Consider the following 20,459-nt stretch of genomic DNA (forward strand, 5'->3'; position numbering starts at 1 on the left):
AATCGGTCGGTTCGGCCGGTCGACAGCAACGCCGCTTAGCTTCGATTCGTAATCCCACAGAATACGGCCGACTTTCTCGCTATTTTCGAAGTTTCCCACGGTAGCGTTCGAGTTCTCTGCTCCGCTCACGAGGCGCTCGACTCGGCCGCCGGAGACTGTCGCGCGCGCCCTCGTACGTCTCGGTTTCGAGCAGTCGTTCCAGTTTCCGCTCGAACGTCTCGTCGGAGAGCTCCCCGCGGGCGTACCGTTCCCGGAGCGTCACCAGCGGGTCCGTCTCCTCGGCGGTAGATGACGACAAGGAGCCATCCGACACGGGTTTAGTCCGGGCGCGTCTCAGACCGTCTATGTCGATGCGCGTGACCTTCTTAGGAACCAGCGGGGCGATTCCGACGACCCAGCGAGCCCCTAGTGCCGTCCTGCTCAATCGGGAGGGCGAGCGCCTGCTGTTCGACTGCGGCGAGGGGACCCAGCGACAGATGATGCGCTTTGGAACCGGGTTCGGCGTCTCGCATCTGTTCGTCACGCACCTCCACGGCGATCACATCCTCGGAATTCCCGGGCTGATACAGTCGTGGGACTTCAACGGTCGCGACGACCCGCTCGCGATTCACGTCCCACGGAGGTCGAGAGAGCATATCGAGAATCTCGTACACGCAGGGGGCTACCAACCGAGCTATCCGGTCCGTATCCACGAGGTGAGCGCCGGAGCGACGGCGCTGGAAGCGGAGGAGTACGAAGTTCGGACGTTCAAAACCAACCACCGGACGCGCTCGCAGGGTTACGCGCTCGTCGAGGACGACCGACCCGGGCGGTTCGACCGAGAGAAGGCCGAGTCGCTGGGTATCCCCGTCGGGCCGAAGTTCGGGAGACTCCACGAGGGTGAGTCGGTCGAACTCGACGACGGCCGCGTCGTCGAACCCGAGGAAGTCGTCGGCGAGCCTCGGCCGGGGCGGACGTTCGTCTACACGGGCGACACCCGACCGGTGCAGGCGACAGTCGACATCGCCGAGAACGCCGACCTGCTCGTTCACGACGCGACGTTCGCCTCCGACAACGCGGGTCGTGCCCGGCAGACGGCCCACTCGACGGCGGCGGAAGCCGCCGACGTGGCCCAGCGGGCGGGCGCGAAGCGTCTGGCGCTGACGCACATCTCGTCGCGCTACGCCGGCAACGCCTCGCAGTTGGTCGAAGAAGCGAAAGAAGTATTCGACGGAGAGTCGTTCGTCGCCGAAGACGGCCAGCGCGTCGAGATACCGTACCCGGACGCGACGTAGAGTCGATCTGTCTCGGAAAACCACCCGCCGGTTTCGGCGTGGGGTATTTACTCACGGACCACTTATTCCGTCAGCGTGAACGCTCGGACGCGTGCGCTCGACTCCGTCGTCTTCGGCGTCGACATCCAGAGCGGTGACGTTCGCGGAGACGCGCCCTCCTACGCACTCGTCGTCCTTGACGGCGACGAGGTGGAACGCGACGTGGTCTCGCTGCGGAAGCTGAGACGACTGGTCGAAGCGCGAGAACCGGCGATGCTAGCGACCGACAACATGTACGAACTCGCCGCCGACAAGGACGCACTCGTCCACTTCCTGCGGTGGCTCCCCGAGGGGACAAAACTCGTCCAGGTGACCGGCGCGGAGCGCCCCGAACCGCTCTCGCGGGTCGCCTCCCGCCACGGCGTCCCCTACGGCAAGAAGCCGATGAAGGAGGCAGAGGCCGCCGCGCGCCTCGCGCTCTCGAACGTCGGCTACGAGGTGAGCGCCTTCACCAACACGACGACGGTGAAGGTCTCGCGCGGCCGCTCGACCGGCAAGGGCGGGTGGAGTCAGGACCGCTACACCCGCCGCATCCACGGCAACGTCAGGCGTCGCGCCCGCGAAATCGAGTCGGAGCTCGACAAGGCAGGGCTGGCGTACGAACAGGACGTAACCGAGAAGTACGGCGGCTTCTCGAACGCGATCTTCACGGTCGAAGCACGCCCCGGCGACATCCCCGTCTCGGCGAACCGCTCCGGCGACGTGCGGGTCGAAATCGAGCGCGAGCGACGCGACGGCGTCGAGTTCGAACCGCTGGTGAAACGGCGCGACCGAGTTATCGTCGGCATCGATCCCGGCACCACGACCGCCGTCGCCGTCGCGGACCTCGACGGCAACGTCCTCGACGTCTACTCGACGCGGACCGACGACACCGCGGGCGTCGTCGAGTGGCTCATCGAACGCGGGCGACCGACTATCGTCGCCGCCGACGTCCAGCCGATGCCCGAGACCGTCGAGAAGTTCCGTCGGAGCTTCGAGGCCGTCGGGTGGGCACCGCCGAAGGACCTCCCGGTCGACGAGAAACTCCACCGCACCCGTGACGTCGACTACGACAACGACCACGAGCGAGACGCGCTGGCGGCGGCGCTGTTCGCGTACGACGACCACGAGGACCAGTTCGCCCGCATCACGCGGAAGGTGCCGCCGAACGTCGACCGCAGCGAGGTCATCGCCCGCGTGCTCGCCGAGGAGGAGTCCGTCGAAGCGGTGCTCAGAGAGCTCGACCCGACCGTCGAAGACGACGACGAGGAGGAGTCGACGCACGAACCGCGCGAACTCACCGAGGAGGAAAGGCGGATCAAGCGGCTCGAACGGCGTGTAGAGCGCCTCGAAGAGCACGCCGAGGACCTGAAGACGCGCCTCGACGAGAAGGACGACACTATCGACGAGTACGAGCGCGAACTCTCCGATGCCCGGCGGAAGGAGCGTCGTGAGGCGCGGGAGCGGCGCGAGGTCAATCGCCTCGAACGCGAGAACGAGCGACTGGAGCGCGAACGGGATCGGGCCGAAGAGGAGGCCGACGAACTGGAGCGGAAACTCGACCGGTTGAAGACGCTGTGGAAACTCGACCACTCGAACTTCTCGGACGTGGCGGGCGACCGCGACCTGGTCGCGGTGAAAGTCGTCGAGCAGTTCACCCGCGACGCCATCGAGCACGCCGACGAGCAGTTCGGCCTCGCCGCCGGCGACGTGGTGTACTTCCGCGACGCCAGCGGTGCGGGTCGTCGTACCGCCGAGTTGCTCGCCGAGCACGAACCCCGCGTCGTCCTCCGCGACGGCGGTCTCTCGGACGCAGCAGACGAGGTGCTGTTCGACGCCGAGATTCCGGTCGGACCGGTCGACGACGTTTCGCTGCAGGAGGTCGACGAACTCGCCGTCGCCCGCGAGAGCGACGTCGAAACCGTCGTCGACGACTGGGCCGAGCGCGCAGAGGAGCGTCGACGCGACCGGAACTCGGCGATGGTCGACGAGATCATCTCCGAACATCGCGCGGAGAATCGCAGCGGGTAGCTGCCGGCGTATCCGGGGATCGGTGACGCAGCGCGGATTTCGGGCCCAAGAGCCATTCGTCCTCGCGTCGAGGGGTACAGTATGTCTTCACGCGAGGTCAGCGGCGCCAACGTTCGCGTCGTCTTTGCCGGCACGTTGATTACTGCGCTGGGTATCGTCGCCGCGCTGATTCTACTCCCCTTTCTCTCCTACCTGCTCGCCGCAGCACTGCTCGCGTTCGTGTTCTATCCGCTCCACGAGCGACTTGCCGGACGTCTCGGTGCACGGCTCTCGGCCGCTTCGCTGGTGACGCTGTCGATTCTCTGCGTCATCCTGCCGTTGGGGCTACTGCTGTACCGACTGGCCGACGATGGGGACATCGTCCCGACAGAACTCGAAACGGCGCCACGGCTGCCGGCGATCGAATCGTTCGTCGAGCGCTCTTTCGGCGTCGAGGTGTCGATTCGATCGCAGTTGAACGCCGCACTCGGACAGCTGTCGTCGGTGCTCGCCGAGCAGAGTTCCAACATCGTCGGTGCCGGCCTGCACGCGACGTTCGGCGTGCTCCTGTTCGTCTTCGTGCTCTACTACCTGCTGAAGGACGGTCGCCGTCTCGTGGCTTGGCTCCGGTACGTTACGCCGCTCCCGAAAGCGGTACAGCGAGAGCTCCTCGGGCAGACGAACGCGATGACGTGGGCGGTGTTGAAAGGACACGTGCTCGTCGCCGTCGTCCAGGGCATCGTCGCCGGTGCCGGCCTCTTCGTCGCCGGAATACCGAACGCCGGGTTCTGGACCGTCGTGACGACGATCGTCGCGCTCGTTCCGGTACTCGGCGTCGGCGTCGTCGTCGGCCCGGCCGTGCTCTATCTCGTCGTCGTCGAGCGACTCCTCGCCGCCGTGCTGTTGGCGCTGTACGGCGTGACCGTCGTCGCGCTCGTCGACGACTACCTGCGGGCGTATCTCATAAACCGAGGGTCGGCACTCAACTCGGCAGTCATCCTCGTCGGCGTTCTGGGTGGCGTGTACGTCCTCGGTCCGATGGGGCTGTTCTACGGACCGATTCTGCTCGGCCTGTTCAAAGCGACCATCGAGGTGTTCGACGACTACTACGAGGTGCTGGAGCATCCCTGACGCCTCGACGCGTCGCTCCGAGGGCGACAGTCGCCGATTGGCTGACAGCCGGAACTCGCAGTCGCGGAGCGGCGTTCCGGACACCCGCCTCGACTCGCTCCGCGGCGATTCTCAGCGCACGCATCGGAGTGGTCTCCTCACCGTATTTGAACGCTCGTCGCGTTCGCCGTCATCCGGGTGGCGGACAGCGCTGTCGTCGTCCTCTCGGCGCTCGAAGTCGTGGACCGCGTAGCCGAGCGAGTCGAGAGGCGAGTTTCGGCGCTCGAACGGCGACGATGCAAACGCCGTCGCACACTTCCAGAAGTCATATCCCACACCCCACGCTCGGTACGAGTATGGACGCCTACGAGCGAATCACCCGGAACGCCTCCGAGGTGGTCACCGAGGACGAGGTGCGTACGCTAGCTGAATCATCCGAAGGCAAGCGGGCGTACGTCGGCTACGAGCCGTCGGGCGTCCTTCACATCGGCCACATGCTGACGGCGACGAAGCTCATCGACCTCCAGCAAGCGGGTTTCGAGGTTACTGTCCTTCTGGCCGATGTCCACGCCTACCTCAACGACAAGGGGACGTTCGAGGAGATCCGCGAGACCGCAGAGCGGATGAAGGAACAGTTCGTCGCCTACGGCCTCGACGAGTCGAAGACCGAGTTCGTGCTCGGGTCGGAGTTCCAGTTCGACCGCGAGTACATCCTCGACCTCCACGCACTCGAACTGAACACCTCGATGTCACGCGCCGAGCGGGCGATGGCCGAGATAAAGAGCGGCGAGACGGTGAAAGTCTCGCAGGCGGTGTACCCGCTGATGCAGGCGCTCGACATCGTCTACCTCGACGTCGACCTCGCAATCGGCGGGATGGAGCAGCGCAAGGTGCACATGCTCGCACGGGACACCCTCCCGAGCATCGGCGAGGAGTCGCCGACCTGTCTGCACACGCCGCTCATCGCCGACCTCGGGTCCGGCGTCGGGAAGATGTCCTCCTCGAAGGGCGTCACCATCTCGATGGAGGACTCGACCGAGGAGATTCGCGAGAAAGTCAACAGTGCGTACTGCCCGCCGACGGCGGACCCGGAACCAGACGAGGAGGGTAACGAACGCGAGAACCCCGTGCTCCAGATATTCGAGTACCACGTCTTCCCGCGCTTCGAGACGGTGGTCGTCGAACGCCCCGAGAAGTACGGTGGAAACCTCGAATACGACGACTACGAGTCGCTCGCGGCGGACCTCGAATCCGGCGAGTTGCACCCGGCGGACGCCAAGGGCGCGCTGGCGACGTATCTCGACGAACTCGTCGCACCGGGTCGCGAGAAGATTCGGCAGCAGCACGCCTGAAGGCGGCCGTACCCGACGAGACGGCAGCGGCGGCGACCACGGTACCGCGACGCCGACGATTCGTTCGAGTCCGAGTGTACCACCACGGTCGGAGTCTTCGGACCGCGTTGGGACTGGTGGTAGTTGCGACGGCGTCCCGTCGAACAGCACGGGTACCACACGCTCGGAACGCGGAAGAACTGCATCTTCGACCGACTAGAGAGAAAATTCTACTGACGGTAGTGCAGCATATTGAAATGACACTCGGAAGTTTATGTAGGACAACGCACATCATAGGAGGGTGCCATATAAGATAAGTAGTGCAATGGAGAGGTGGACTCGGAAGGGCGAGTGGAAGGGAGGCGACGATCGACCGGGGAGTTCGTCCGCCCTCGGTCGGGAGGTGGACCGAGAGTTCACTGACGAGGTGTCAGTAACATGACGAAGCAGCCACAGTTCCCGACCGAACAAGTGTGCAGACTCGTCGAAACGTTACAACGACAGGAGGATCCGACATCGTCGATCCCGTTCGAGCCGATACTCGATCTCTCGGAGATGCTGCCTCGGTCGGAGAACGAGAGCAGTTTTCCCAACGATGCGTACAGAGAGTTGTACGACGTGCGGAGGGAGACGTGGCGTCACCTCGTTTCCGACACCATCCGAGGACGGTGTTTGGACCTGTTCGCCGGGTACGGGAGTCGTGCGTTCCTCCTCAACGAACTCGCAGACGAGGTGTACGCCGTCGAACCGCGCGCCGATGCACTCGAGATACTCAAATCTCGGATCGCCGCGAGGAACGAAGCGGTGACTCCCGTTCAGGGCGACGGCCGGTCGCTCCCCTTTCGACCGGGGTTTTTCCAGACGATCGTCGTTGATCTGGCGGCCGTGAAAACGTCGCCTTCCCACGCGGCGCTCTTCGAACGGCTCTCGACGCTCCTGAGTGACGACGGCGCACTCGTCGCAATTCTCAACGGCGTGACCGATTACCGGCCGAACTGGGAGTCCGTCACGGCGTCCCGCCTGTTCGCGCAGAACAGTACGGAATCTAGCCGGACGGGAGCGACACGCACCCGACGGACGGCGTACGAATACGAGAAGCTGTTCCGCTCGACGGGCTTCCACGACGTGGAGTTCTACGGGCTCCTCCCGAACTCCCAGCTACCGGAACTCGTGTTCGACGTCGCCGACACCGAAGCCGTCGACCGGTGTATCGACTTCGCGCCGGGGCGGGCGAAACGACTCTTGGCACGGGGGTTGCAGCGAGTTGGCGCGCTCAAGCACCTCTATCCGAACTACGTGGCCGTCTGTCGGAAAGAACCGCGAGAGAACCGAAACGAGACGGAGCGAAAGTCGGGACGTCTCCTGTGGAGCGGGCAGCTACGATCGACGATGCTCACCTTCGAAGACGGCGAACTACAGAGGATACGGAAGATTCCACACGGGAAGAAGTTTGAGACGACCACGCGGAACGAGAACGAGGTCATCGAGGAACTCACCCGTCGTTCCTGTGTGGAGGGCTTACCGTCGGGTGGTCCGGAACCCTCGCCGTTCGGAGAGAGCAGGGTCGAAGCGCCCGCGTCGGGGAAACGACTGTGTGATTATCTCGAACGGGACCCGGAGCAGTTCGAATACGTCCTCGATCTCGGCTTCGACTGGGTGATTCCGTTCCACCGTCGCTGCAGGGAGCGAACGCTCACAAAATCGCCGCGCGAAGTAGAATCCGATCTCGACTGTCCCATCGTAGATGCCTCCCCGCCGACGGTCTCGGAGCCGCTGACCCTGTTCGAGGGACCGCTTCACGGCGATTACGCGCCACACAACGTGTTCGTAGAGGACGGTCGGGTCAGTACAGTCATCGACTGGGAGTACAGCGCTCAGTCGGGGCTCCCCATCGCCGACGCCGGTTCGTTCCTCCTGACGACGTGCATGCAAACGTTCGGCGGGCTGGAGCCGGCGCTCGAACACGTGTTTGCTTCGCCGAACGAGTACACCGACGCAGTTCGAGACACAGTATCGCGGTACTGTGATGCGCTCGACATCGAACTGGAGACGTTCATCGTCTACTTACCGTACACCTGGGTGCGGATACTGAACATGTTCCCGGAGACGCAGTGGATGAAGCTCGGGGGCCAGCACCCCGGACTCGTCTGGGAGAACGGCGACCGCATCCGTCAGCAGCTCCGATAGGGGCTCACGTCCGAGCGAACAGCGGTTTTAAAGCCCATCATCACGAACTGCCGTTCATGAGCGAACACGAGGGACGAAAGAACCTCAGGATGCCCAACGACGACGAGGTGTTCGCCGTCGTCACGAACATGCTCGGCGCAAACCGCGTGAAGGTCCGCTGTGCGGACGGCACGGAACGGACCGCTCGCATACCGGGACGGATGCAGAAGCGCATCTGGATTCGCGAGGACGACGTCGTCCTCGTCGAACCGTGGGACTGGCAGGACGAGAAGGCCGACGTGACGTGGCGGTACAAGAAGCAGGAAGCAGAGCAGTTGCGCGAGGAAGGCCACATCCAGTAGCTTCGTTCTGCGGACGGAGGGCCAACTGTAACCACGATCAGGAGCGGTCGCTAGCTGAGACCTGTGAGTCTTTAGTGCCCGCGCTCGTAGTCCCTCGTGAATGACAGACGAGTTCGGCCTGGTGGAGCCCGACGCGGTCGACGGCTTCGGAGACGAGTGGGAGGAGATAGACGTCTCCGACACGGAGGCCGACCGCATCGCACGCCGCCGGGACCGCGAGTTCAGCCAGTTCAGAAAGCGCATCAAAGACGCCGACCAGTTCAAAGTTGAGCAGTCGGTGTTCGACGACGCCACCTTCGCGGCCATCTACAAACTCGTCCAGGACGGCCACATCGAGGCATTCGGCGGCCCGATCTCGACGGGCAAGGAGGCCAACGTCTACGAGGCGTTGGGGGCCGAGGACACCGACGTCGCCGTCAAAATCTACCGGATCAACGCCTCGAACTTCCGGCAGATGCGCGAGTACCTCGAAGGCGACCCCCGATTTCGGGGCATCGGCAACGACAAGGGGAAAATCGTGCTCGCGTGGGTCCGAAAGGAGTACGCCAACCTCGAACGCGCCCAGAAGGCGGGCGTCCGCGTCCCGACGCCCATCGCCGTCGAACGCAACGTGCTCGTGATGGAACTCGTCGGCCTCGTCGAAGAGCGCGCGCGACGACTCGCGGAGGTGAACGTCGAGAACCCGCAAACGGCGTACGAAGTCGTCCGCGAGTACATGCGCCGCCTCTACAGCGCCGGCCTGGTCCACGGCGACCTCTCGGAGTACAACATGATCATCCACGAGGGCGAGCTCGTCATCATCGACCTCGGCCAGGCCGTGACGGTTCACCACCCCAACGCCGGGGAGTTCCTCGACCGCGACTGCGAGAACGTCGCGAACTTTTTCTCCCGGCAGGGTATCGACGTGACGGGCGAGGAACTGCACGAGTACGTCACCGAGGCCGAGCCAGAGCCCTGACACCGACCGGCGGCGGTTAGACGAGACCGACGAACAGACCGCCGAGCAAGTGGTACGCACCGAAGGCGGCGATAGCCGCGCCGAAGAGCTTCGTCAGGAGGACGTTCCACTCGGCTGGTTCGACGTCGCTCGCGCGAGTCTTGCTTCCGATGGCGTCCATCTGTTCGTCGAATCTCGTCAGTTCGTAAGCGTAGCGGTACACCGCGAGTCCGACCGGAAGCGCGAGGATACCGAGGAATGTGGAGGGCATCGTCGCCGAAAACGGTCGCTGTACGGTAAATGTTTTTCGGGGAACTGTTCTCCGGGGGACGACAACTCGAAGTAGTTTCCCGACGCTGACAGAGGCATGAGCGACGAGTCGGAGACGCGCACCGTCGAACACCGGCCACCCGAAGAGACGTTCTCGCTTCTGGCCGACGAGACGCGACTCGCCATCCTCCGCGAGTTGTCGGACGCCGACGAACCGCTCGGGTTCTCCGACCTTAGAGCGCGCGTCGGCGTCCGCGACTCGGGGAAGTTCAACTACCACCTGAAGAAACTGCTCGATTCGTTCGTCCGCCGCGACGAGGACGGATACGAACTCACACTCGCCGGGAGCCAAGTCGTCGGCGCGCTGCTGGCGGGGACGTACACCGCGTCGGTGTCGCTCGACCCCATCGAGATCGACGGCGACTGCCGGGAGTGCGGGGCATCGCTCGTCGCCGTCTACGAGGACGAACACGCCAAGATTCGGTGCATCGAGTGCGACACCGTCAGGATGTCGTTTACGTTCCCACCGGGGACCATCGAGCAGTACGACCGCGAGGAACTCCCGTTGGCGTTCGAGCGGTGGGTGTTCTCGGAGTTCGCGCAAGCGACCCGCGGGTTCTGCCCGAACTGCTCGGGGCGACTCGACGCGAGTCTCGAACTCAACGAAGACGGCCACGACAGAAACCGCAGTTTACGGAACGAGGTGGCGTACCTCCGGTATCACTGCGACAGGTGCGGGAACGAGATGCTCGCCAGCGTCGACACGCTGGCGACGAATCACTCGACGGTCGTCGCGTTTCTCGCCGACCGCGATATCGACCTCGACGACGTCCCCTCGTGGGAACTCAACCAGATACTGGATGCGAACGAAACGGAGGTGCTTTCGAGCGACCCGTCGCGCGTTCGGTCCACGGTCGGCGTGGGCGGCGAATACATCGCCCTCGTCGTCGACGACTTCGGTGAGGTCGTCGACGTCGAGCGGTCGGACGACCGAGAAGCTGTCTGATCTCAAACAGAACCCCGGTCCTGTTCTCGCCGTTACAGAGTAGTCATTCTGCTATCAGTTAACTCGGAGAGGTGAGACGGTGTAGTATGAAACAGCTCCTCCGAAACGCCCCGTTCCGTCGGCTCTTTCTCGGTCGTCTGGTGACGAACGCGGGCGATAGCGTCTACTACATCGCGGCGATGTGGCTCGTATACGACTTGACGGGTGATCCTGCGGTGTCGGGTCTCGCCGGGTTTCTCTCCGCCGCACCCTCCGGATTGCAGTTTCTCGCCGGGCCGCTCGTCGACCGCTGGAACCTTCGACGCGTGCTCGTCGGCACACAACTCCTCCAGTTCACGCTGATTCTCGCGATTCCCGCCGCGGCCGCGCTCGGCCACCTCTCCGCGCCGCTCGTCCTCGTCGTGATGCCGCTGCTCTCGCTGACGAACCAGTTCGTCTATCCCGCGCAGTCGGCGGCACTACCGCGCATCGTCGAACGCGACGAACTCGTCTCGGCGAACTCGCTGTTCTCGCTGGCGTACCAGGGCGTCGACGCCGGATTCAACGCGCTCGCGGGCGTCCTCATCGCCGTCGTCGGCGCGGTGACGCTGTTTCTCGTCGACGCCGTCACCTTCGTCGTCGCGGCGGTGCTCTTCGCGGGGGTCGTGGTTCCGCCGTCGAATCGGACCGGCGACTCGTCGTCCGCCGGAGCGGGTGAGTCGGACGGAGCCGTCGTCGCCGACGGTGGAGCCGACGAAAACGGTGAGAGCGACGACATTGACGGTAAGCCGTCGTATCTGACGTCGCGCCGAGAGGGTATCGACTACCTACGGGGAACCGTCGTGACGTACATCCTCGTCAGCGCAGTCGGGGTCAACTTCGCCTCCGGGGCGGCGCTCGCCTCCATGCCAGCCTACGCGGATTCGCTCGGTGGCGCGAGCGTCTACGGCGCGCTCATGGCGGCGCTCGCCGGCGGAATGTTCGTCGGCGCGGTCGGTGCGTCGAAAGCAGAGTCCATCCCCTTCGGACGACTCAGCGTCGCCAGTTTCTCACTCTCTGGACTCCTCTGGCTCGCCTCGGTCGTCGCCGCCACCGTGTTCGACTCCGTCGCGGCGGCGGTCGTCTTGTTCGCGCTCACGTCGATACCCGTCGGCGCGTTCAACGTGCTCATGGCAGCGCTCGTCCAGTCGATAGTGCCGGATGGGCTCTTGGGCCGCGTCTCTGCGGTACTCGGTAGCGTCGCGTCGGTTGCAGTGCCACTCGGATCTCTCGTCGTCGGGGTCGTCGCGGGGGCGTCCTCCCCGGCCGTCCTCTTCTACGGCGCAGGCGTCGCGATGGTGTGTCTCGGCGGTTACTGGGCCGCGGTGCCGACGCTTCGACGCATGCCGCCCGTCGCAGAGACCGAGACGCTGAACGTCTGAGCCGCTCGCCGACACGCTTTTTTAATCACCGCATCTACGAACAGTCGATGAACACCGCTCCCTGGCGCTGGTGGTCGCCCGCCTCGGGAGCGGACAGTCCCCCCGTCGTCGTCGCCGCGGCGTAACCCGGCGACCGCGACGCGGGCGCTCACTTCGTTCTCCTCTGTTGCATCGCGGTCGACCAGTACGACGAACCAATCCACCAGCACCCATGCCAGAGTTCACCGTCACGCCGTACAGCGTCGAGGGCGAGGTCGACTACGACCGCCTCCTCGACCAGTTCGGCGCAGATCGACTGACAGACGAACAGCTAGCCGAGTTCCCTCAGCCGCCGCACCCCCTGCTCCGCCGCGGTGTCTTCTACGCCGGACGCGATGTAGACCGGTTCACGAGTGCCGCCAGTGAGGGCGAGACCGTCTCGCTCGTGACCGGCCGAGGGCCGTCGGGACCGATGCACCTCGGTCACGTCCTCCCGTTCTACTTCGCGAAGTGGCTGCAGCAGAAGACGGGCGCGTACGTCTACGTCCCGCTCTCGGACGACGAGAAGTATTTCTCGAAAGATCTCGACTTCGAGGAGATACACGAACACACGCGCGAGAACCTCCGCGATTTGGTCGCCGTCGGCTTCGATCCCGAGCGGACGCGCTTCGTCGTCGACACCGCCGACGCCGATGTCGTCTACCCGCTGGCCGCCGAGTTCGCCAAAGACATCACGCCCGCGACGGTCGAAGCGACCTACGGCGACCCGCCGAACGTCGGCCTCGGATTCTACCCGGCGGTGCAGGCGACGCATCTGCTGTTGCCACAACTGCTCCACGGCCGTCACCCGACGCTCGTCCCCATCGCCGTCGACCAGGACCCGCACATCCGCGTCTGCCGCGACATCGCCGGCAAACAGCGCTACGACGTAGAGAAACCGGGCGCGCTGCTCTCGAAATTCCTGCCCCGGTTGGGCGGCGGGGGCGGCAAGATGAGCAGTTCCGGTGACGAGCCGAGCATCTACCTCACCGACGACCGCGAGACAGTACGCGGAAAAGTGTCGAGATACGCCTTCTCCGGCGGTCAGGCCGATATCGACGAACACCGCGAGAAGGGCGGCGACCCCGAGGTGGACGTGGCGTACCAACTGCTGTTCTCGTTCTTCGAGTCGGACGACGAGACGGTCGAGCGACTCGCGCGCGAGTACCGTGACGGCGAACTGCTGAGCGGTGAGCTGAAGCAGTACGCCGCCGACCGAATCGCCGACTTCCTGGAGAGCCACCAGTCGCGGCGACCCGAGGGACCGATTCGCGACGCTGTCGACGCGTTCCGCCTGACCGACGAGGAGCGAGCACGGGTGCGGCCGGACGTGTTCGACGAGAGCTGAGTCGTTGGACCCTCGACTCCCGCCCGGTCGCCGGATAGTCCGCGAAACCGCCGACGAAGGTTAATTCGGCTGACAGCGTATCGGCGCTATGAATCGCGTGCGGACGGCCGGGTTGTTCCTTCTCTTACCGCTGCTGTTCGGGGCCGCCTTCCCGGCTATCAAACTCGGACTCGACTACGTCCCGCCGCTTCTGTTCGCCGCGGGGCGCTACCTGCTCTCGGCGCTTCTGCTTCTCGGTTTCTCCGCCGCGACGACCGACGCGTGGCTGCCGCGGACGCGAGACGACTGGATAGCCGTCTTCGGCGCGGGCGTCTTCTTCATCGGCGGCACCGGACTCCTCTACCTCGGCCAGCAGTTCACCACCAGCGGCGTCGCCGCCATCATCTACAGTCTCATCCCGATTCTGACGCCGCTCATCGCGTGGGGGTTACTGCCGCACGAGCGGTTCTCGCGACGATACGTGTTGGGACTGTTCGTCGGCTTCGTCGGCGTCGCACTCGTGATCCGACCGGACCCGTCGAATCTCCTCGGAGAGTCCGTCGTCGGCGAGGGACTCGTCCTGTTGGCGGCGACGAGCGTGACGCTCGGCAGCGTGCTCATCCGGCGCTACCGGCCGACGATGTCAGTCGTCGCGCTCACCGGCTGGGCGATGGTCCCCGGCGCGCTGCTGCAACTGGCGTTCAGCGCCGCCATCGGCGAGTCGCTCGTAGCCGTTCGTCCAACGGCGACGGTACTGTTGCTATTGCTCTACCTTGCGGTGTTCGCCAGCGGCGTCGGCTTCGCCGTCTACTTCTATCTCCTAGAGACCATCGGACCGCTGCAGGTGAACCTCATCTCGTATCTCATCCCCGTCGTCGCGGTCACCGTCGGGTGGTTCTTCCTCGACGAACCCATCACGGCGCTCACGCTCGTCGGCTTCGGCGTCATCGTCGTCGGCTTCGCGCTCCTGCGCGGCGACGACCTCGCGCCGATACTGCGTCGGCGACTCCGCGGACTCCGCAGACGCCCGGCCGCGTGAATGTTGGTATCGGGAGTCGGGGTAACGAGGCGCTGAGGGAAATCTTAAACCGCTCCGACGGGTAGCACGGAGCATGCAACACGTGAAGGTTCCGCAGGACCGCATCGGTGTTCTCATCGGTGACGGTGGCGAGACCATGCGCGAGATCGAGCGTCAGGCGGAGGTTCGCCTCGACATCGATTCCGAGTCCGGGTCGGTCGCCATCGACTCGGTCGGCGACCCCGTCACGGGTCTCGTTGCGCCGGACATCGTCCAGGCCATCGGTCGCGGGTTCTCCCCCGAGGCTGCGCTGTCGCTTCTGAACGACGAGATGCGGATGTTCGACCTCATCGACCTCGACGAACAGACCCGAAACAAGAACGACCTCCAGCGCCAGAAGGGCCGACTCATCGGCGAGAACGGGCGGACGCGCGAACTGATGGAGGAACTCAGCGGCGCGGACGTCGTCATCTACGGGTCGACGCTCGGTATCATCGGCCAACCCGAGGAAGTCGAAGCAGTCCGCCGCGCGGCCGGGATGCTGCTCGACGGGGCACCCCACGGCGCGGTGTACTCGTTCCTCGAACGCAAGCACAACGAACTCACCCGCGGGTTCGACGTCTCCTCGGACTGAGCGGAGCGTCTCGCCTTTCCCCCTATCGACTACTTATACCCACCGCGAGCGGACGTTTGTCCCCATTGTCAAAACCCACACCGTGTGCCGTTTTGGCATAGCACCGTTCGACAGGTTTTTATAGAATCACAAACAATCACGGCGTGATTATGTCTCAGCGACGCCGAATGGGCAACCAGCCCATGATCGTACTCTCGGAGGACAGCCAGCGAACGTCCGGAAAGGACGCGCAGTCGATGAACATCACCGCGGGCAAAGCCGTCGCGGAGTCGGTCCGCACGACGCTCGGCCCGAAAGGGATGGACAAGATGCTCGTCGACTCCTCGGGCGGCGTCGTCGTCACGAACGACGGCGTGACCATCCTCAAGGAGATGGACATCGACCACCCCGCGGCGAACATGATCGTCGAAGTCTCGGAGACACAGGAGGACGAGGTCGGCGACGGCACCACCTCCGCCGTCGTCATCGCGGGTGAACTCCTCGACCAGGCCGAGGAGCTTCTCGACTCCGACGTCCACGCGACGACGGTCGCGCAGGGCTACCGACAGGCCGCCGAGAAGGCCAAGGAGATCCTGAACGAGCAGGCCATCGACGTCTCCGAGGACGACCGCGAGACGCTCGTCAAAATCGCCGCGACGGCGATGACGGGCAAAGGCGCGGAGAGCGCCAAAGACCAACTCGCCGAACTCGTCGTCGACGCCGTGCTCGCGGTCGCGGACGAGGACGACATCGACACCGAGAACGTCAGCGTCGAGAAGGTCGTCGGCGGCGCTATCGACAACTCCGAACTCGTCGAGGGCGTCATCGTCGACAAGGAACGCGTCAACGACAACATGCCGTACGCGGTCGAGGACGCCAACGTGGCGCTGTTCGACGGCGCGCTCGAGGTGAAGGAGACCGAGATCGACGCCGAGGTCAACGTCACCGACCCCGACCAGCTCCAGCAGTTCCTCGACCAGGAGGAGAAGCAGCTGCGCGAGATGGTCGACAAGCTCGTCGACGTCGGTACTGACGTCGTCTTCGTCGGCGACGGCATCGACGACATGGCCCAGCACTACCTCGCCAAAGAGGGTATCCTGGCGGTTCGCCGCGCCAAGAGCGGCGACCTCAAACGCCTCGCCCGCGCGACGGGCGGCCACGTCGTCTCCAACGTCGACGACATCGAGGAAGACGACCTCGGATTCGCCGGCTCCGTCGCTCAGAAGGACATCGGCGGCGACGAGCGCATCTTCGTCGAAGACGTCGAAGAGGCGAAATCCGTGACGCTCATCCTCCGCGGCGGCACCGAGCACGTCGTCGACGAGGTCGAGCGCGCCGTCGAGGACTCCCTCGGCGTCGTCCGCACGACGCTGCAGGACGGCAAGGTGCTGCCCGGCGGCGGCGCCCCCGAGACGGAGCTCGCGCTGCAGCTCCGCGACTTCGCCGACTCCGTCGGCGGCCGCGAGCAGCTCGCCATCGAGGCGTTCGCCGACGCGCTGGAAGTCATCCCGCGCACGCTCGCCGAGAACGCGGGTCTCGACTCCATCGACTCGCTCGTCGACCTGCGCTCGCGCCACGACGGCGGCGAGTTCGGTGCGGGTCTCGACGCCTACACCGGCGACGTCATCGACATGAACGACGAGGGCGTCGTCGAGCCGCTCCGCGTCAAGACGCAGGCCATCGAGTCCGCCACCGAGGCGGCCGTGATGATCCTCCGTATCGACGACGTCATCGCGGCGGGCGACCTCCGCGCGTCCACCGACGACGGCGGCGACGACGAGATGCCGCCGGGCGGCGGCATGGGCGGTATGGGCGGCATGGGCGGTATGGGCGGCGCGATGTAAGCGCCCTCGAATAGGCCACACCAACCCACCGCAACCGCTTCGCACCGTCTCTCGACCGTCGGCCCGTTCGCCGATTCCGAATTTTTCGCGTCAACCACGTTCTCCGAGTAGCGACGCCGTTTCCCGACTGATGTCGCCGCCCTCGGCGTAGCGCTGGCATCGATTTCCGAGCCGGCAGGTACTGCCTCCGCCGGTGCGACTATCGCTTCCAAATACAAGCCCAATCGACAACTCGCTCATCTCCCCACAGTAACACAGGTGAGTTCCATGTCGGAGAATCGGCGAACGTTCGTTCGAGGTATCGCTACGACAGTTCTCGCAGCAGGAGTCGCAGGCTGTGCCGATATGGGAGGAGAGACCGACGGCGACGGGGGCGACGAAGCCCAGGAGGGAGAGAACGGAACCGACGGTGCCGCTGACGCCGGTAACGAGACGGAGGCGACCGAAACGGAGGAGACCGCCGAAGACGAGGCAGGAGAGAACGAAACTACCGACGACGAGACCGCCGGGAACGAGACTGCTGGCGACGAGACGACCGGCGACGAAAGCGACGTGGAGGGGACGGTCGGTGAGCAGTCGCAGCAGGACCTCGAAATCGTCCGACACAGCTACTTCCAGCGCGACGGACAGAGCGGCGTCGAGGGAGTGATACGGAACACCGGCGACACGACGTACGAACTCGTCACCGTCCACGTCTCCCCCCGCACGGACGAGGGCGACGACAGCGCCAGAGAGTACCCCGAACAGCAGGAGGAGTACCGCGACACGCTCGCCCCGGACGCGACGTGGGAGTTCGAGGCCGTCTTCGACGCTCCGGAGGGCCGGAGTCCCGACAGTTACGTCATCTGGGTGACTGGTCAAGAGGACGCCTAACCGGGCTTTCGATGAGACTGTGTCGGCGACTCGGACAGCCAGAGACGACTCTCTCTTGACGGTGAGAGACAGTCACGAGCGACAAAAATCACATCCCGACCGTCGTGGTACGGTGTCGCGCATGACTGTAGTGAAAATCGTCAAAGTGCTCGGCACCTCGGAGGAGTCGTGGCAGGACGCCGCCGAGGAGGCGTTCCGACAGGCGAGCAAGACCATCGACGACATCAGCGGCATCGAGATCGAAGACTGGACGGCGAACGTCGAAAACGACGAAATCGTCGAGTACCACGCGACGGCCGAGGTGGCGTTCCCGGTACACGACCAGGAGTAGCGAGGGACTGAGTAGCAGAAGACCGGAGAAACGAGAAGTCGGAACGGACGGCGAGACGACAGTTCGACGAGACGACGACACCGCGTCGTCGTGCCGCCACGAAACGACGATGTGACGAGGATATTCGGGCAGTCGCGAACGGTCGCCCGGACTTTCATTTACGTGGTCTAAATCTAATGCCGAGACGAGGGTACGTTACTCGGGTTCTATTACATGTTCGTTCTCGCCAACGCGCCCGTAGACGAACAGCGTGCTCCAGACAGTCGACCACACGGCCGGAGAGGCGTCACCGGGCTCGGACCTCTCAGCGAGGTATCGAGATGACCGCGGAATCGCACGCGTCGACCGAAGGCGACCCCGGAGTCGTCACCGGTGCGCCCGACCCCCCAAATGTGGAACTCGGACTCCCGAACCGACTCGTCTCGGCGGCCGTCGGCGGCTGGTTCGTGCTGTCCGGTCTCAGGCGGCGCTCGCTTGTCGGCGCAGTGCTGGCGGTCGTCGGCGGTTGGCTCGTCTATCGCGGCGGCGGGGGACAGCGCCGTCTCCGGTCGGCGAGGTCGAGTCCCGTCGGGGACGACCGGCGAGAGCGCCGAGAAAACGACGCGTCGGCGAGTCCGATCGACGTCGAGCGTGCGACCACGGTTAGAAAGTCCACGGACGAGTTGTACGACCTGTGGCGCGACCCGGAGACGCTGACGCAGGTCGTGAGCGGCGTCGCCGAGGTGACCGTCGAAGACGAAGAGGAAGGGCGCTACCGCTGGCGCATCGACGGCCCACTCGGGCGCACCCTGACGTGGGAGACCCGACTCGTCGAGGACCGACCGGACGAGTTGCTCCGATGGGAGTCGGTCGACGGCGCGAGCGTCGCCAACGAGGGTGCTCTGGAGTTTCGGCCAGCGCCCGCCGACCAGGGGACCGAAGTGACGCTGCGCGTCCGCTTCGACCCGCCGGGCGGCGCAGTCGGCGGCGCGGCGATGAGCTTCCTGGGGTTCGCCCCCGAGGTGCTCGCCTCCAAGATGCTCTACCGGTTCAAGAGCCTCGCGGAGACGGGCGAGATTCCGACGCTCGACCGCAACCCGTCGGCGCGCGGGAAGGGTGATCTGGTGTGAGAGCGCTCTGCTGGGAGGGCGTCAACGATCTGCAGGTCGAGACCGTTCCCGACCCCGAACTCGTCAACCCGCGGGACGTGGTTCTCCAGGTGAACCTGACGACGACCTGCGGCTCCGACCTCCACTTCATCGACGGTTACCTCCCGACGATGCGCGAGGGCGACGTCATCGGCCACGAGTTCATGGGCGAAGTGGTCGAAGTCGGCCGGAAGGTCGAGACCGTCGAGGAGGGCGATCGGGTGGTCGTTCCCTCCTTTATCGGCTGCGGTAACTGTCACTACTGCCAGATCGACCAGTGGTCGCTCTGCGACAACACGAATCCGAACCCGGAGCTCCAGGAGCCGGTACTCGGCTATCCGACCGCGGGAATCTACGGCTACACCCACGCCTTCGGCGGCTACGCCGGGTCACACGCCGAGTACGTCCGCGTGCCACACGCCGACGAGGACTGCTTCGTCGTCCCCGACGAACTCAGCGACGAGCAGGCGCTGTTCGCCTCGGACGCGTGGCCGACCGGCTACATGGGTGCGGACTTCTGTGACATCGAACCCGGGGATACGGTCGCCGTCTGGGGCTGCGGCGGCGTCGGGCTGATGGCCCAACAGAGCGCCGCGCTCATGGGCGCAGAGCACGTCATCGGCATCGACCGCTTCCCCGAGCGACTCCGGATGGCCGAGCGGGACGCCGGCTCGGAGACCATCGACTACACGGAAGTAGACAGCGTCGTCGACGAACTGAAGCGGCTGACCGGCGGGCGCGGCCCCGACGCCTGCATCGACGCCGTCGGGATGGAGGCGCACGGCACGGGTATGGGCCACGCCTACGACCGCGCGAAGCAGTCGATGAAGCTCCACACCGACCGCGGCGACGCGCTCCGGCAGGCCATCCGCGCCTGTCGCAAGGGCGGGACGCTCTCGATTCTCGGCGTCTACGGCGTGATGGACAAGTTTCCGCTCGGCGTCATCATCAACAAGGGACTCACCGTCCGCACCGCCCAGCAGCACGGTCAGCGCTACGTGCCGCAACTGCTGGAGCACGTCGTCGAAGGCGAGATGGACCCGTCGTATCTGGCGACGCACACGATGTCGCTCGAAGACGCGCCGCGCGGCTACGAGATGTTCAAGGAGAAGGAGGACGGCTGCGTTCGAGCGGTGTTCGAGCCGTAGGGGGCACGTCCTCAGGTATTTGCGGACTACGAGAGCACGATAGGAGTTACGCGAGTAGGGCGAGACGGCTTCGCCGTCTCGCTGGCCTACGGGCGACCCACGAGTCGCCCGTAGACGAAGCGAGCGTAACTACATCGTGCGAGCGAAGGTGAACGAAGTGAACCTGAGCGAGCACGATGGGATTTGAACCCACGACCGTCGGATTAGAAGTCCGACGCTCTATCCAGACTGAGCTACGTGCCCTCGACTACGACGATTCGTCCCGACCAAAAAGCG

At 65.0% G+C, this 20,459-nt stretch carries 19 protein-coding genes and 1 tRNA gene; 17 read left to right on the forward strand and 3 right to left on the reverse strand.

From position 1 onward, the window contains the following. Positions 1-79: 79 nt before the first annotated feature. Positions 80-313: an SHOCT domain-containing protein gene (locus LAQ74_RS14335; protein WP_425498491.1), complete on the reverse strand. Its 234-nt coding sequence runs from the start codon at positions 311-313 to the stop codon at positions 80-82. 37 nt (positions 314-350) lie between these two features. Between LAQ74_RS14335 and rnz the strand changes: the two genes are divergently transcribed. From rnz to rio1, 7 genes are all read left to right on the forward strand, one after another. Further along, positions 351-1,274, forward strand: coding sequence for a ribonuclease Z (gene rnz, locus LAQ74_RS14340; RefSeq protein ID WP_425498538.1), 924 nt, complete (start codon positions 351-353; stop codon positions 1,272-1,274). Between the two features lie 75 nt (positions 1,275-1,349). Then, positions 1,350-3,323, forward strand: a complete 1,974-nt coding sequence (locus LAQ74_RS14345) for a DUF460 domain-containing protein (RefSeq protein ID WP_224333213.1) — start codon at positions 1,350-1,352, stop codon at positions 3,321-3,323. Between the two features lie 81 nt (positions 3,324-3,404). After that, a complete protein-coding gene (locus LAQ74_RS14350) occupies positions 3,405-4,433 on the forward strand; it encodes an AI-2E family transporter (RefSeq protein ID WP_224333214.1) in 1,029 nt (342 codons plus the stop codon). 335 nt (positions 4,434-4,768) lie between these two features. Next, positions 4,769-5,764 carry a tyrosine--tRNA ligase gene (locus tag LAQ74_RS14355; RefSeq protein ID WP_224333215.1) on the forward strand — a complete coding sequence of 332 codons (996 nt, stop codon included), beginning with the start codon at positions 4,769-4,771 and terminating at the stop codon, positions 5,762-5,764. 417 nt (positions 5,765-6,181) lie between these two features. Continuing rightward, positions 6,182-7,930, forward strand: a complete 1,749-nt coding sequence (locus LAQ74_RS14360) for a phosphotransferase (RefSeq protein ID WP_224333216.1) — start codon at positions 6,182-6,184, stop codon at positions 7,928-7,930. A 56-nt stretch (positions 7,931-7,986) separates the two neighbouring features. Continuing rightward, the gene (eif1A, locus tag LAQ74_RS14365) at positions 7,987-8,271 is read left to right on the forward strand and encodes a translation initiation factor eIF-1A (RefSeq protein WP_224333217.1); all 285 of its coding nucleotides are present in this window, start codon (positions 7,987-7,989) and stop codon (positions 8,269-8,271) included. A gap of 100 nt (positions 8,272-8,371) precedes the next feature. Beyond that, entirely contained in the window at positions 8,372-9,229 is an 858-nt protein-coding gene (gene rio1, locus LAQ74_RS14370; RefSeq protein WP_224333218.1) for a serine/threonine-protein kinase Rio1, read from the forward strand. Between the two features lie 16 nt (positions 9,230-9,245). On the opposite strand, the gene LAQ74_RS14375 is transcribed toward rio1, so the two are convergent. After that, the gene (locus LAQ74_RS14375; protein ID WP_224333219.1) at positions 9,246-9,479 is read right to left on the reverse strand and encodes a DUF6199 family natural product biosynthesis protein; all 234 of its coding nucleotides are present in this window, start codon (positions 9,477-9,479) and stop codon (positions 9,246-9,248) included. Positions 9,480-9,575: 96 nt separating this feature from the next. Between LAQ74_RS14375 and LAQ74_RS14380 the strand changes: the two genes are divergently transcribed. The 10 genes from LAQ74_RS14380 to LAQ74_RS14425 all read left to right on the forward strand — a co-directional run bounded on the left by LAQ74_RS14380 (position 9,576) and on the right by LAQ74_RS14425 (position 20,183). Beyond that, complete coding sequence (locus LAQ74_RS14380; protein ID WP_224333220.1) at positions 9,576-10,484, forward strand: winged helix-turn-helix domain-containing protein; 909 nt, start codon at positions 9,576-9,578, stop codon at positions 10,482-10,484. 86 nt (positions 10,485-10,570) lie between these two features. After that, positions 10,571-11,884, forward strand: a complete 1,314-nt coding sequence (locus LAQ74_RS14385) for an MFS transporter (protein ID WP_224333221.1) — start codon at positions 10,571-10,573, stop codon at positions 11,882-11,884. A 211-nt stretch (positions 11,885-12,095) separates the two neighbouring features. Continuing rightward, positions 12,096-13,250 carry a tryptophan--tRNA ligase gene (locus tag LAQ74_RS14390; protein WP_224333222.1) on the forward strand — a complete coding sequence of 385 codons (1,155 nt, stop codon included), beginning with the start codon at positions 12,096-12,098 and terminating at the stop codon, positions 13,248-13,250. Positions 13,251-13,338: 88 nt separating this feature from the next. Continuing rightward, positions 13,339-14,268, forward strand: a complete 930-nt coding sequence (locus tag LAQ74_RS14395) for a DMT family transporter (RefSeq protein ID WP_224333223.1) — start codon at positions 13,339-13,341, stop codon at positions 14,266-14,268. Positions 14,269-14,341: 73 nt separating this feature from the next. Next, positions 14,342-14,881 (forward strand): KH domain-containing protein, encoded by a 540-nt coding sequence (locus LAQ74_RS14400; RefSeq protein WP_224333224.1) that lies wholly within the window; start codon positions 14,342-14,344, stop codon positions 14,879-14,881. A gap of 182 nt (positions 14,882-15,063) precedes the next feature. Then, positions 15,064-16,704, forward strand: coding sequence for a thermosome subunit alpha (gene thsA, locus LAQ74_RS14405; RefSeq protein ID WP_224337282.1), 1,641 nt, complete (start codon positions 15,064-15,066; stop codon positions 16,702-16,704). A gap of 345 nt (positions 16,705-17,049) precedes the next feature. Then, on the forward strand, positions 17,050-17,577 hold the full coding sequence (locus LAQ74_RS14410; protein WP_224333225.1) for a DUF2393 domain-containing protein: 528 nt from the start codon (positions 17,050-17,052) through the stop codon (positions 17,575-17,577). Between the two features lie 121 nt (positions 17,578-17,698). Next, positions 17,699-17,908 (forward strand): dodecin family protein, encoded by a 210-nt coding sequence (locus tag LAQ74_RS14415; RefSeq protein WP_224333226.1) that lies wholly within the window; start codon positions 17,699-17,701, stop codon positions 17,906-17,908. Positions 17,909-18,228: 320 nt separating this feature from the next. Further along, positions 18,229-19,017 carry an SRPBCC family protein gene (locus tag LAQ74_RS14420; RefSeq protein WP_224333227.1) on the forward strand — a complete coding sequence of 263 codons (789 nt, stop codon included), beginning with the start codon at positions 18,229-18,231 and terminating at the stop codon, positions 19,015-19,017. Continuing rightward, positions 19,014-20,183, forward strand: coding sequence for a zinc-dependent alcohol dehydrogenase (locus LAQ74_RS14425; RefSeq protein WP_224333228.1), 1,170 nt, complete (start codon positions 19,014-19,016; stop codon positions 20,181-20,183). The genes LAQ74_RS14420 and LAQ74_RS14425 overlap by 4 nt, the downstream gene beginning before the upstream one ends. Before the next feature lie 168 nt (positions 20,184-20,351). Here LAQ74_RS14425 and LAQ74_RS14430 read toward each other — a convergent pair. Further along, positions 20,352-20,426 (reverse strand) — tRNA-Arg (locus LAQ74_RS14430). Positions 20,427-20,459: the final 33 nt, after the last annotated feature.

Origin of the sequence: Haloprofundus halobius (genome assembly GCF_020097835.1) — an archaeon.
GTDB classification, from domain to species: domain Archaea; phylum Halobacteriota; class Halobacteria; order Halobacteriales; family Haloferacaceae; genus Haloprofundus; species Haloprofundus halobius.

What these genes read in the sequence shown, in the direction of transcription:
- LAQ74_RS14385 (WP_224333221.1), top strand. Translation starts at nt 10,571, where the DNA reads ATGAAACAGCTCCTCCGAAACGCCCCGTTCCGTCGGCTCTTTCTCGGT.
- LAQ74_RS14410 (WP_224333225.1), top strand. Translation starts at nt 17,050, where the DNA reads ATGGGAGGAGAGACCGACGGCGACGGGGGCGACGAAGCCCAGGAGGGA.
- LAQ74_RS14350 (WP_224333214.1), top strand. Translation starts at nt 3,405, where the DNA reads ATGTCTTCACGCGAGGTCAGCGGCGCCAACGTTCGCGTCGTCTTTGCC.
- LAQ74_RS14395 (WP_224333223.1), top strand. Translation starts at nt 13,339, where the DNA reads ATGAATCGCGTGCGGACGGCCGGGTTGTTCCTTCTCTTACCGCTGCTG.
- LAQ74_RS14400 (WP_224333224.1), top strand. Translation starts at nt 14,342, where the DNA reads ATGCAACACGTGAAGGTTCCGCAGGACCGCATCGGTGTTCTCATCGGT.
- LAQ74_RS14375 (WP_224333219.1), bottom strand. Translation starts at nt 9,479, where the DNA reads ATGCCCTCCACATTCCTCGGTATCCTCGCGCTTCCGGTCGGACTCGCG.
- LAQ74_RS14415 (WP_224333226.1), top strand. Translation starts at nt 17,699, where the DNA reads ATGACTGTAGTGAAAATCGTCAAAGTGCTCGGCACCTCGGAGGAGTCG.
- rio1 (WP_224333218.1), top strand. Translation starts at nt 8,372, where the DNA reads ATGACAGACGAGTTCGGCCTGGTGGAGCCCGACGCGGTCGACGGCTTC.
- rnz (WP_425498538.1), top strand. Translation starts at nt 351, where the DNA reads ATGCGCGTGACCTTCTTAGGAACCAGCGGGGCGATTCCGACGACCCAG.
- LAQ74_RS14420 (WP_224333227.1), top strand. Translation starts at nt 18,229, where the DNA reads ATGACCGCGGAATCGCACGCGTCGACCGAAGGCGACCCCGGAGTCGTC.
- eif1A (WP_224333217.1), top strand. Translation starts at nt 7,987, where the DNA reads ATGAGCGAACACGAGGGACGAAAGAACCTCAGGATGCCCAACGACGAC.
- LAQ74_RS14390 (WP_224333222.1), top strand. Translation starts at nt 12,096, where the DNA reads ATGCCAGAGTTCACCGTCACGCCGTACAGCGTCGAGGGCGAGGTCGAC.
- LAQ74_RS14355 (WP_224333215.1), top strand. Translation starts at nt 4,769, where the DNA reads ATGGACGCCTACGAGCGAATCACCCGGAACGCCTCCGAGGTGGTCACC.
- LAQ74_RS14360 (WP_224333216.1), top strand. Translation starts at nt 6,182, where the DNA reads ATGACGAAGCAGCCACAGTTCCCGACCGAACAAGTGTGCAGACTCGTC.
- LAQ74_RS14380 (WP_224333220.1), top strand. Translation starts at nt 9,576, where the DNA reads ATGAGCGACGAGTCGGAGACGCGCACCGTCGAACACCGGCCACCCGAA.
- thsA (WP_224337282.1), top strand. Translation starts at nt 15,064, where the DNA reads ATGATCGTACTCTCGGAGGACAGCCAGCGAACGTCCGGAAAGGACGCG.